Genomic DNA, 11,863 nt, shown 5'->3' on the forward strand with positions numbered 1-11,863 from the left:
GCTTAGTATAATATAACCTCATGCGAAACTACGCAGAAACATTAAACCTTCCAAAGACGGACTTTCCAATGAAGGCAAACCTGCCAGAGAGAGAACCTCAAATACTTCAGAAGTGGCAGGGGCTATACAGAAAGCTCTGGGAGAGAAACAAGGACAAACCCCTTTTTGTGCTTCATGATGGACCACCTTATGCTAACGGGCATATTCATATAGGGCATGCTCTCAACAAAATCCTTAAAGACCTAATTGTCAAATATAGGCTTTTGACAGGGTATCGTGTGGACTTTGTGCCTGGTTGGGATTGTCATGGACTGCCTATAGAACAGCAGGTGGAAAAGGAGCTAAAGGAGAAAAAGCTCTCCAAGGAAGAGCTTGGTAAGGTGGAGTTTAGAAGGCTTTGTAGAGCTTATGCGGAGAGGTTTATAAAGGTTCAAAAGGAAGAGTTTATAAGGCTGGGGGTCCTTGCGGACTGGGAAAATCCTTACATAACCATGGACCCTGCCTATCAGGCACAAGAAGTAAGGGAATTAGGAAGGGTCTTCAGTAGGGGCTTGGTCATAAGGAGCAAAAAACCCGTCTATTGGTGCATATATGACAAAACCGCAGAGGCGGAGGCGGAAGTAGAATACTACGAGAAGGAAGACCCAAGCATATATGTGAAGTTTCCACTAAGGGACCAGCCAAAAACATACCTGCTTATATGGACTACCACTCCTTGGACTTTGCCTGCCAACCGTGGCGTTATGGTGGGAGAAGACTATGAGTATGTCTTTTTCAAGTCTGGAGAAGAGACCTACATATTGGCAAAAGAGTTATTAGAAAGTGTTAAGTCCCTTACGGGCATAAATGGAGAGGTTATAAGGCAGGTAAGAGGGTCTGAGCTTGTGGGTCTTGAGTATTTTGCACCCTATGGGGGCAGGGTAAACAGGGTATATCCCTCGGAGTTTGTGGAGCTTTCTACAGGAACAGGTCTTGTGCATATGGCACCGGGTCATGGTAGGGAGGACTATTTGGTGGGTCTTAGGTATGGGCTTGAGCCTTTTGCACCCGTGGACGACGAGGGTAGGTTTACCCAAGAAGCACCAGAGTTTATAAGGGGCAAGAGGGTCTTTGAGGCAAATCCTCTCATAATAGAAGACCTGAGGGCAAGGGGTTTACTACTTTGGGAAGGCAAGATAAGGCACTCCTATCCTCACTGTTGGAGATGCAAAAACCCTGTCATATTTAGGGCAACACCTCAATGGTTTATAAGCATGTCAGGTCAGGTTGATGGTAAGAGTTTTAGAGAAAAGTGTCTTGAGGAGATAGAAAAAGTTCAATGGATTCCACCCTATGGCAAAAACCGCATAGGGTCTATGGTAGAAAACAGACCAGACTGGTGTATATCTCGTCAAAGGTTCTGGGGTGTGCCTATAACGGTCTTTTATTGTAAAAACTGTGGGCATGTGGTCTCTGACTTAGAGGTCTTTGAAAGGGTAGCTAATATGATAGAGACTTCTCCGGAGGGAGCTGACCTTTGGTTTGAGAAGTCTCCAGAAGAGCTCCTGCCAGAGGGCTATACCTGTCCTTCCTGTGGCTCAAGGGAGTTTATAAAGGAAGAGGATATTCTGGATGTGTGGTTTGACTCTGGCTCTTCTCACGCACAGGTTTTGAGAAAGAGGGGTGTGCAAAAGGCGGACCTCTACCTTGAGGGTTCGGACCAGCATAGGGGATGGTTTCAGGCATCTTTGCTTGAGTCCGTTGCCAGCTACGGAGAAGCACCCTACAAGGCGGTCCTTACCCATGGCTTTACGGTGGATGAAAAGGGCAGAAAAATGTCCAAGTCCTTAGGAAACGTGGTCTCACCTCAAGAGGTCATAAGGCAATACGGTGCGGACGTGCTTAGGCTTTGGGTGGTATCTGAAGACTACACGGAGGATGTGAGGCTCGGAAAGGGCATAATCCAAAGGCTCGTGGAGGACTACAAGAAGATAAGAAACACTATAAGGTTCTTGCTTGGAAACCTCTACGATTTTGAAGTCTCAAAGGCGTTGCCTTATGAGGAGCTTCACCACTTTGACCGTTGGATGCTTTCATACTTGCAGAAACTTCTTCAAGAGGTTCATAAACATTACCAAGAATATGCCTTTCATAGGGTCTATCACTTGGTAAGAAACTTCTGCTCTGTGGAGCTTTCGAGCCTGTATCTTGATGTTTTAAAGGATAGGCTCTACGTTTATGCTCCAAACAGTTGGGAAAGAAGGTCCGCTCAAACAGTCCTTTATGCCTTGGCGGAAGCCCTCATTACTTCAATTGCACCCTTTCTTAGCTTTACCGCAGAGGAGGCTTGGGAATATCTAAGGAAGATAAATCCAGAGCTTCCAGAGAGCGTCTTTATGCACCAAATACCTCAAGGAAAAGGAGAGCTCATTGATGAAAAACTCCTCAGGGACTACGAGTATCTAATAAAGCTAAGAGAGGATGTGATGAAGGCGATAGAAATAGCAAGAAGGGACAAGGCGGTAAACCACCCATATGAAGCTCAAGTCTTTCTGTGGGGAGAAGGCTTGGAAATTGCGAGAGAGTATGAGGATTACCTTAAATACTTTTTTACCGTAAGCGGGGTCAAGTTTTCAGAGGGTGGTAGGTATGTTATAGAGGGTGAGGCGTTAAAGGGTATAAGAGTGGGCGTGTCTCCTGCGGAAGGTAAGAAATGTCCAAGATGCTGGCTATACTACCCAGAGGAAGAGTTTGAGGGAGAAGTATGCAAAAGATGTGCAGGAGTGCTACAAGAGGTATAAATTTAATAGATTACGAGGAAGTGTTATGGTTAGGCTTTTACTTCTTTTAATCGTGCTTTTGGGCTTTGGCTTTGCCAAGGAGGTCTCTTTTACTCAAGAGGACAGGGAAAGGCTTAGAAGCATGGAGATAAGAATAGAGAGGCTTGATACAAAGGTAGACATGGGCTTTCAGCAGATAGACAAACGCTTTCAGCAGATGGAGAAGCAAATAGACAGGCTTACTCAGATAATGATAGCCATCTTTGGTGGTCAACTTCTTTTGATAGCCACCATAATTGGGCTTATCCTGTGGGATAGGAAAAACGAGGACAAAAGGCTTTATGGGGTCTTGAAGAAGTATAATCTACTGTAGGAGGTTGTATGGGTAGACTTTTAATTCTTTTGACCATACTCTTATCCTTTAGCCTTGCCAAAGAGGTCTCTTTTACTCAAGAAGACAGGGAAAGACTTAGAAACACAGAAATAAAAATAGAAAAACTTGATACAAAGGTAGACATTGGCTTTCAGCAGATGGAGAAGCAAATAGACAGGCTTACTCAGATAATGATAGCCATCTTTGGTGGTCAACTTCTTTTGATAGCCACTATAATTGGACTTATCCTGTGGGATAGGAAAAGCACTGTGAAAAGGGCTACAGATGAGGCTCTTGAGAAGTTTGAAAAGGGTAAGTTTTCTAAACTTTTGGATGCACTCAAAGACCTCGCAAACGAAGACGAAAGGCTTTATAGGGTCTTGAAGAAGTATAATCTGCTGTAGGAGGAAAGCCATGTTTGAACAAAGTATACCACTTATAGAACTTCTAAAGAGAGAAGAGGGAACTATTCTCATAGCCAGCCACGAAAACCCAGATGCGGATACATTGGGAAGTGCTCTTGCTCTTTATCTTTTCTTAAAGAAGAAGGGTAAAAAGGTAACCGTAGGATGTAAAGATAAAGTGCCTCACTTTCTGGACTTTTTGCCCGGTTCTAAGGAGGTGGTTAAACTGCCAGTTAATGAGGTGTTCAGCTTTGGCGTGGTAGTGGATGCCAGTGGCTTTTACAGGATTAATGCAGAGGTAAAGGCTCTAAGAAAGGCGCGTATAGACCACCATATAGGAGGAGACTTTTACGGAGAGTATGACTACATAGACCCATCCGCACCATCAACCACAGCTTTGATATACAAACTTCTTTGTGCTTGGGATAGGTCTGCTATAGACAAGGATATAGCCCAAAACCTCTATGCTGGGCTTGCCACAGACACGGGCTTTTTCAAGTATTCCAATACCACCGCAGAAACCTTCCAACTGGCAAAGGAGCTCGTTGAGCTTGGAGCTGAGCCTCATTGGACTTATGTGAACTTTGCGGAAAGAGAGAGCTTAAACAAGATGAGGCTGATATCAAAGGTGCTTGACACTCTGTCTCTTCATGAAGATGGTCTTGTTGCAGGTATAACCATATTTGATAGGTTTTTCAAAGAAACTGGCTCTGAGTATTCAGATAGCGAGGGGCTTGTAAACTATCCAAGGTCTTTGGAAGGGGTGGAAGTGGCTTATGCCATTATAGAAAAGCCTGACGAAGGTGTGTGGAAGGTTTCCCTTAGGTCTAAGGGAAAGGTGGATGTGGCGAAGATAGCGGAAGCTCTTGGTGGTGGAGGACACAAGTATGCATCTGGTTGTAAGATTAAGGCTGATAGCTATGAATCCGCTCTTGAAAAGCTCCTCAGTGCCATAAGAGAAGGGTTTGAAAAAGAGGGTTTAATAAAGCATGCTGTAAGCCAGACCACCTAAGTGTTCTCTAAGAGCCTTGTAGCTGTCGTTTAGGACACCCATCTTAGGGATAAAGCTGTAGAGGTTGTATTTTTTGTCCTGCTTGAAATCGGTAGGATAGGGTATAACTTCTAAGCCTGCCTTCTTGAAGGTTTCCGCAGCTCTTGGCATATGGTATGCAGAGGTTATGAGAGCCACTCTCTGAAAATTGTGCTTCTCACATATCTCCTTTACATACTTGGCATTTTCAAGGGTATCTCTGCTTCTGACCTCGGTTATTATTTTACTCCTATCCACACCGAGCTCTTCAAGGAGCTGTTTCATTACCTCAGCTTCAGGAAGCCTTCCTATATTTGCACCTCCTGAGAGTATTATGGGCAGTCCGTACCTTTTGTGAAGTATAAAGCCCGTAAGAAGTCTTTTCATGGAGTCTTCTTTAAGAATGCCCGTGTTGTATGAGCCTCCTCCGAGGACTACAAGTGCGTCCGTCTGCACCTCCCTTGGGACAGGATAGGCTTTCTCCAAAGGCTTGTATAGCATATCCTTGACAGGCTCTACAGACAGCAGATAGAGCCCTAAGGCTCCAAGAAAAGCAAGAAAACTAACTATCCTTTTCTTGGAGAAAACCGCAATGAGTAAAAACAAAAGAATAAAGATGGCTGGAGGGAGTATGATGAAGCTTAAGAGCTTTTTGAGGAAAAAACTCATCTTCTTGTTCTAACACCTATAAGCAGGCTCTCCACTTCATTGCGTTTACCCATATCCATAAGAGCGACCACAAACTTGTGAGGAGTATCCTCGTCCGCTTCTATCACTAAGGTCTTTGGCTTTTTCTCTTGAAGGAGCGTTTCTATCTCCTCAAGGCTAATATCCCTACCACCTACTTGATACCTTCCATCCTTCATAACTTGAACTCTAAAAACCTCAAGGCTTATCTTTTCACCCTCTTTTGCAAAAGGAAGTTTTACTGCAAGAAAGGTCACTGGTGATTGGAATGCAATAACCGCAAGAAAGAGAAAGACCGCAAGGAGCGTATCCACAAGAGGAACCACATCTATATAAGTCCTCTCGTCGTAGCTGAGCCTCCTCTTCCTCATCTTAGCACCCTTAAAACTTCAAAAACCTCAGACTCTATCCTGTTAAGTATGCTGTTTCCCCATATTCTAAAAAGCCAGTAGGCAACAAGGGCTGGTATGGCAACCGCAAGACCTGTAGCTGCGGCCACAAGGGCTTCACTTATACCTTTTGAAAGGAGAACCATTGCCTGCTCTGGGTCTGCAGTGGCAAAGGCAGAGAAAACCTTTATAAGACCAGTTATAGTGCCAAAAAGACCAATAAGTGGTGCAACGCTTGCGGTAGTAGATAGCAGTGGCAGGTTCTTCTCAATCTTTGGCACTAAAAGAGAAAGCTCAAAATCAAGGCTTTTTACCATGTCTTCCTTTCTAAGCTTTCCCTCCTTGTATCCTTGTAGCATGTCCCTGAGTAGGTTTGCGGTAAATGAGTTTTCCGTAGAGAGAAGTTTTAAAGCACCTTCTATATCTCCACTTGCAATAAGAGGTTTTAGGTCTCTTACAGACCTGCCTATGTAGGAAGAAGAACGAAGATGAAATATGCGTTCCACTATTACAGCCCAAGAAACTACAGAAAGAAAGATGAGAGGATACATGGCAAGCCCACCCTTCTGAAGTAGCTCAAAAAGTCCTTCCATATCACCTCACCTCACATTTTGGTAAGCCTTGTCTGAGCTTATTGTATGAATTTACCTCCTCTGGTTTTGACTTGTTTAGGTCAAACCTCTCCAACAAACAGCTGGCATCTATCCTCGCACCTAACTCTATGAGTATTTTAGTTCCTTCCAACACAGCTTGATTGTAGTATGGTTCTTCCTTATAATTAAGGGATATCTCTACAAAGTTTTCAAGAGCCTTTTTCTTATCACCCTTCTTGAGACTATCAAGACCCAGAAGAAATAGAGATTCTCCTCGCAAGGTTTTGTCTGGGCTTTTGAGTACGTAGCTCAGCAGGTCAGCTTCGCCTGACTGCCTGTATAGGTCTATAAGATACTTTTCAAGGTCTCTGCTTCTGTAGCCTGCATTTATTAGCTCACGAGAAAGGGAAAGTGCGGAAGGTATGTCTTTTAGGGCTATGTATAAACCTACAGCTTTAACCTTATCTTGGGTATCTCCCTCCGCAAGCAAGTCCGCAAGACTTTTGGTGTCTCTTGCTGAAGTGTATAGCTTTATAAGCTCCTCTCTTGCTTTAGCCCTATCCTCTTGAAGTTCTGCCTCCTTGTATACCTTGTAGTATAGCACCAGTTTTTTGGCAGGGTCTTCTTCCATCTCCGCCATCTTAAGTATGGCTTTAAACCTAAGGGGTGTGTCAAGAAGTTTTAAGAGCTCCCTTTCCGCTCCCCTTTTGTCTCCCTTTCTTGCCAAGAGGGATGCATACTGGTAGATTACCTCAGGTTGTGGGTTTTTCTCCCTTTGCATGTAATTGACAAGGAGCTTTTCCAGTTCTTCGTCGCTTACTCCCTTACCAGAAAACTCAAACAGAGACAGAGTTGCCTGCTTAGCCTCCTCACTATCTGGATACCTCTTCAAGACCTCGTAATAGCTCTCCTTTGCCTTTTCTACGTTCCCGGCGTTGTAATAGGCATCACCCATCCTAAGCAAGGCTTTTGCCTTTAGTGGACTTTTATCCGAAACTCTTCCAAAGAAGGAAACCGCTCTTTGATATTCACCCTCTAAGAAGTAGGACATTCCCAATAGATATAGCTCTTCGTCCGACCTCTCTGTGAGGAAACTCCTTGCCAGTCTTGTATCCCCCATCATAAGTGCGGAGCGAGCCTTTAGGATGTTTGACCTTTGGTCTGTTTTTCCCTGAAGAAGGCTTATGACCTCCTTGTATCTTTTTAGGTTGTATAAAGCTATAGCCCTGTAGTATGGGTCTTCAAAGAAGCCCAAAGCTCCAAGCCAATCTCCTCTCCTGAATCTTTCCCAACCTGAGAACTCCCTTGCGAGGTCGGGGTAGAGCCTTGATACTTCAGAAATTACAGGGTTTAAGTCTCCATTGGTCCAATAAAGGGCTTCAAGAAGCCACATGTAGTCTTCTCTGTCCTTGCCCCTTTTATTTTCCAAAAGGCTTATAACCCTTCTGTAATCTCCCATCTTAACAGCTGAATAAACCGCATACCTTACGTTCCCCGCCTCAAGAAAATTAAGAAGGGCAAGAGAATGGTCTCCCGCATTATAGGCTATTATGCCTGCCTTTTCTAGAAAGTGGGGATTTCTCGTGATGGTATATGTAAGCCTTGAAAGGTATATATCCTTCTCAGACAGCAGAGCGTATAGTTCGCTGGCAAGTCTCTGATTAAGGCTCTCTAATATACCTGCATACCTGAAAGCCTCTTCTCCCTTACCTTCCTTGTATTCTATAAGGGCAAGATAATAAAGAGCTATGTCTCTATATGGTTTGCTCGGTGCGGAGTATAGGGAAAAGGTTTCCTTTGCTCCCTGTAGGTTGCCAGAAAAATATCTAACTATTGCAGACCTTAGAGTAGTGCTATCTTTATATAGGACATTTTCTTGTCCCCTTACAAAATCCGCTACATAGCCACAATACTGAGAAAAGACCGCATTACTGCAGTCTGGTTCTTGCATTCTACCTTCCTTAATGCTTTTTACCGCCTGCCAAAGCCCATCCCTATTTTCTGGCACGGAGCCTCTGAGGATAAAATGCAAGGCGTAGTAGGCTTCGCATGCAGGCTTTTGATACATGTGGGAAAACTCACAAGAGCTTCTGAAAAGCTCAAGGGCTTTGTTTTTTTGGTCTCTTGAGTAGGTTATAAGTCCCAAAACATACTCCGCCATAGGCTTAAAGGGAGAGTTAGGGATAAGAACTACCTTTGAAAGCTCTTCTTCCGCTGAGGAGTATCTACCTCTTAGATAGTAGTCCACTCCAAGCCTATAGGAAAGAGCATCCCTTGGCTCTCCACAGCTTATACCGCTGCCTTTTTCCACAGGCTTGACTGGAGCAAACTCCATAAACTTAGGCGGTTCAAGAAGCTCAGAAGAAAGGTCAAGCTCCCTCGTTTGCGGCATAGGAAGCTTCTCTGGAGGAGAAAACTTTGGCTTTTCTTCAAAAACCCTGCCTGTGAGCTCCACATTTATATCAAACTCTTTGCTTATCTGCTGGGCTAAAGCAAAAACCACCAAAAGCAGAAAGCTAAAGAGCCTTATGGGCTTCCACATACAAATCTCCTAAGTGGCAGGTTGTATTAAGTCTCATTATAACATTTCTATCCTTTTCCATATGGACCAGAGAGTAGCTGGCATTATCACAGCCGAAGGACCAAAACTTAGAAAGGTCTACCTTGAGGAGTGCACAGTAGATGGCTCTTATAGGCACTGTATGAGATACCAAGGCTATAGTCTGCCCCCAGTGTCTTTCCCTTATCTCCTCAAGAAAATCCTTTACCCTCTCATATACCTGCTGAAGGCTCTCACCTCCTTCAAAGCTCACCTTGTAAGGCTCTTCAAGCCACTGTCTGAACTGCTCTGGAAACCTTTTTTGGACCTCTTCCACCAAGAGCCCTGACCATACACCGTGGTCTATCTCTATAATTCTTCTATCCTCTATTATCTCAAGCCCTTTTGCCTTTGCCACTTCCTGTGCGGTCTGTAGAGTCCTTTTCAAAGGAGAGGAGTAGATGGCATGTAGCTCAATGCTTTGAAAGTGTTCTCCCAGTCTTTTGGCTTGTGCCTTGCCCCTTTCTGAAAGCTCTGGGTCAAGAAGCCCCTGATATCTGCCGATAGGGTTCCATTCGCTCTCTGCGTGCCTTATTATGTATAGCCTTACCATATTTTGTGTTCCATAAGGGTTTGACTGTAGGTCTTCACTCCTTCTCCAAGCTCCACGCTAAAGCCGAGCCTTTTGAGGACTACTTCAAGCATACCAATAAGCATAAGACCGTCCTTTGGGTCCACGCCCATGTGGGATATGCGGAATATTTTACCCTTTAGACTGTCTTGCCCTCCTGCCACTCTAATACCAAGTTTTAAAAGCTCCTTTCTTATATCCTCTGACCGTTCGGAATATATGGCACTTACAGAAAGGGATGGCTTTTCCGCAAATTTCCTTAGACCCAAGGTCTCCAATGCCCTTATAGTTCCCTCTGAGAGTGCTTTATGTCTTTTTTCAACCTTCTCCATGCCTTCTTCAAGTAGCATAAGTAGAGACTCTCTCATGGCAAGGATTAAACTTATGGCAGGCGTCCATGCAGTTTGACCTTCCTTTTGTTTAGAAAGCTCTCTCTTTACGCTAAAGTAGAAGGCTCTATCCACAAGGCTTTTTTCCGCATGCTCTGAAAACCAAAGCACCGAAAGACCAGGAGGGAGCAAAAATCCCTTTTGAGAGCCACCCACTATCACATCAAGGTTCCACTCAGAGGGTTTTATATTATAGACACCAAGTGCAGTGATGGCGTCCGCCACACATAGGGCGTTAAACTCTCTGCAAACCCTACCTATCTCTGGTGCTGGATGGTATGCTCCAGTGGAGGTTTCTGAGACTTGAAAGAGCACACCCTTGCACTCTGGGTTTTCCTTCAGAATCTCTCTTACCCTCTCTGGGTCTGCGGATTTGCCCCACTCTACCTTGTATTCTATAGGTCTTAGACCCCAATGTTGAGCGAGCTTTAGCCACCTTTCACCAAACTTTCCACCGTTTATCACAAGAACCTTATCGCCCTCTTTGAAAAAGCTAAGTATGGCAGACTCCATCGCTCCAGTGCCAGAGGAGGCAAAGAAAACAAAATTGTCTGATGGCTCATCAAGAAGCCTTTTGAAGAGCTCTCTTACCTCAAGGAAGGCATTTTTAAACTCCTCTGTCCTGTGATGGATTATCTGCCTTCCGAGGACTTCTCTTACCCTTTCGGGAAGCTCCACAGGACCAGGTGTGAAAATTTTTTCATGACGCATGGTAGAATATTTTACCCTAAATGCTTGGACTTTCTCTGGCTTTGCTATCCTCCATATTCTGGGGGACAAACGACTACCTTAGCAAAAGGCTTCTGCTGAGAGGTTTAGACGAAAACTTCACTTTATGGGTTAGATTTCCTATAGCCTTCTTACTTCTCACACCCCTTGGTATCCTCTACTGGGACTTTAATATAAAGGTTTTGACCTATGCCCTAATTTGGCTTCCTCTTGAAGTCCTCGGTGGTGTGCTTTTCATCAAGGGTTTAAAGTATGCACCCCTTTCCGTTGCCATGTCCTTTTACTCCTTTATGCCTGTCTTCTCTGCCCTCTTTGGCTGGCTTATTCTTTCCGAAGAGCCTTCTCCTATGGGTATGCTGGGTATGTCTTTGGTAATCTTAGCTACTTTAATTCTTGTAGGTTTTTCACCAAAAGAATTTTTCAAGAAAAACAGGGGAGTTGTCTATATGATCCTTTCTACTGTCTTATTTGGCTTTAATGTGGTTATAGGCAAGGCGTCCATAATAGAGAGCAATAGCCTTTTCTTCAGCTGGTTTTATACCCTTTGTATGAGTTTTGGCACTTTGGTTTTTGTAAAGCCTTCTCAAACTATCAAAAAGGAAAACTACAAGCACTGGGAGATACCTCTTCTTGGATTATTCTTTGCCATTGGAGATATTCTGTATAACCTTGCACTTTTGCTTACCCTCTCTCCCTATGTGGCATCTGCGGAAAGGCTGTCTCTATTGGTTGTTATCTTTTATGGAAGGGTGTTTTTAAAAGAGGAGACAAGGGGCATAGTCCTTCCTGCTTTTCTTATGATGGTGGGCAACCTTCTTATGGCTTTTGGCTAAGGTAGGAGTTTTTGTAGTCTATGTAGTTTTTGGCAGACTCTTCTATAAGCCTTATCTCCTCTTCTTTTAGGTCTCGCACCACCTTGGCTGGAAAGCCTGCCACCAAAACGCCAGAAGGGAATTTCTTGTTAGGCGTTAGCAGTGCACCAGCACCCACAAGCACATAGTCCTCAACCTCCACACCATCCATTACCACCGCACCCATACCTATAAGCACATAGTTTCCTATCCTACAGCCGTGCAGTATCACTCTGTGTCCTACAGTGACAAAGTCTCCTATCAGCGTAGGGTGTGTATCGTGTGTAACGTGAACCACAGAGTTATCTTGAATGTTTGTCCCTTTTCCTATGCGTATGTAGTTCACATCACCCCTTATCACCGTCCCATACCAAACAGAAGAGTCCTCTCCTATTTCCACATCTCCTATAACTGTGGAGTTCTCCGCAAGAAACACAGAGGGATGTATTACAGGATGCTTATCCTTGTAAGGCTTAACTATTGCCATAG

The 11,863-nt window shown here is 44.3% G+C and carries 12 protein-coding genes; 5 read left to right on the plus strand and 7 right to left on the minus strand.

What is annotated here, in order from left to right:
- Positions 1 to 20 precede the first annotated feature (20 nt).
- From ileS to IAE16_RS02640, 4 genes are read left to right on the plus strand one after another with little or no spacing between them, the layout of a single operon-like run.
- A complete protein-coding gene (gene ileS / locus IAE16_RS02625; RefSeq protein ID WP_323701167.1) occupies positions 21 to 2,780 on the plus strand; it encodes an isoleucine--tRNA ligase in 2,760 nt (919 codons plus the stop codon).
- A 25-nt stretch (positions 2,781 to 2,805) separates the two neighbouring features.
- The gene (locus tag IAE16_RS02630; RefSeq protein WP_323701168.1) at positions 2,806 to 3,132 is read left to right on the plus strand and encodes a hypothetical protein; all 327 of its coding nucleotides are present in this window, start codon (positions 2,806 to 2,808) and stop codon (positions 3,130 to 3,132) included.
- A gap of 8 nt (positions 3,133 to 3,140) precedes the next feature.
- Positions 3,141 to 3,536 carry a hypothetical protein gene (locus tag IAE16_RS02635; protein ID WP_323701169.1) on the plus strand — a complete coding sequence of 132 codons (396 nt, stop codon included), beginning with the start codon at positions 3,141 to 3,143 and terminating at the stop codon, positions 3,534 to 3,536.
- 10 nt (positions 3,537 to 3,546) lie between these two features.
- Positions 3,547 to 4,548, plus strand: a complete 1,002-nt coding sequence (locus IAE16_RS02640; protein ID WP_323701170.1) for a DHH family phosphoesterase — start codon at positions 3,547 to 3,549, stop codon at positions 4,546 to 4,548.
- On the opposite strand, the gene IAE16_RS02645 is transcribed toward IAE16_RS02640, so the two are convergent.
- The 6 genes from IAE16_RS02645 to IAE16_RS02670 are packed head-to-tail and all read right to left on the minus strand — an operon-like array spanning position 4,516 to position 10,505.
- Positions 4,516 to 5,235 carry a YdcF family protein gene (locus tag IAE16_RS02645; protein ID WP_323701171.1) on the minus strand — a complete coding sequence of 240 codons (720 nt, stop codon included), beginning with the start codon at positions 5,233 to 5,235 and terminating at the stop codon, positions 4,516 to 4,518. The two genes, IAE16_RS02640 and IAE16_RS02645, sit on opposite strands and share 33 nt — an antisense overlap.
- Complete coding sequence (locus IAE16_RS02650) at positions 5,232 to 5,624, minus strand: ExbD/TolR family protein (protein ID WP_323701172.1); 393 nt, start codon at positions 5,622 to 5,624, stop codon at positions 5,232 to 5,234. Before IAE16_RS02650 ends, IAE16_RS02645 begins: the two co-directional genes overlap by 4 nt.
- The gene (locus IAE16_RS02655) at positions 5,621 to 6,235 is read right to left on the minus strand and encodes a MotA/TolQ/ExbB proton channel family protein (RefSeq protein WP_323701173.1); all 615 of its coding nucleotides are present in this window, start codon (positions 6,233 to 6,235) and stop codon (positions 5,621 to 5,623) included. Before IAE16_RS02655 ends, IAE16_RS02650 begins: the two co-directional genes overlap by 4 nt.
- A gap of 1 nt (position 6,236) precedes the next feature.
- Positions 6,237 to 8,777: a tetratricopeptide repeat protein gene (locus IAE16_RS02660; protein ID WP_323701174.1), complete on the minus strand. Its 2,541-nt coding sequence runs from the start codon at positions 8,775 to 8,777 to the stop codon at positions 6,237 to 6,239.
- The gene (gene pspA, locus IAE16_RS02665) at positions 8,752 to 9,387 is read right to left on the minus strand and encodes a phosphoserine phosphatase PspA (RefSeq protein WP_323701175.1); all 636 of its coding nucleotides are present in this window, start codon (positions 9,385 to 9,387) and stop codon (positions 8,752 to 8,754) included. Before pspA ends, IAE16_RS02660 begins: the two co-directional genes overlap by 26 nt.
- On the minus strand, positions 9,381 to 10,505 hold the full coding sequence (locus IAE16_RS02670) for a pyridoxal-phosphate-dependent aminotransferase family protein (RefSeq protein WP_323701176.1): 1,125 nt from the start codon (positions 10,503 to 10,505) through the stop codon (positions 9,381 to 9,383). Before IAE16_RS02670 ends, pspA begins: the two co-directional genes overlap by 7 nt.
- Positions 10,506 to 10,525: 20 nt before the next feature.
- Here IAE16_RS02670 and IAE16_RS02675 point away from each other — a divergent pair, with 20 nt between their 5' ends.
- Positions 10,526 to 11,356, plus strand: a complete 831-nt coding sequence (locus IAE16_RS02675; protein ID WP_323701177.1) for a DMT family transporter — start codon at positions 10,526 to 10,528, stop codon at positions 11,354 to 11,356.
- Here the strand turns inward: IAE16_RS02675 and IAE16_RS02680 are convergent.
- Complete coding sequence (locus tag IAE16_RS02680) at positions 11,340 to 11,861, minus strand: gamma carbonic anhydrase family protein (protein WP_323701178.1); 522 nt, start codon at positions 11,859 to 11,861, stop codon at positions 11,340 to 11,342. The genes IAE16_RS02675 and IAE16_RS02680 overlap by 17 nt on opposite strands.
- Between the last annotated feature and the right edge of the window lie 2 nt (positions 11,862 to 11,863).

This window comes from Hydrogenobacter sp. T-2, from assembly GCF_033971325.1.
GTDB lineage: Bacteria > Aquificota > Aquificia > Aquificales > Aquificaceae > Pampinifervens > Pampinifervens diazotrophicum.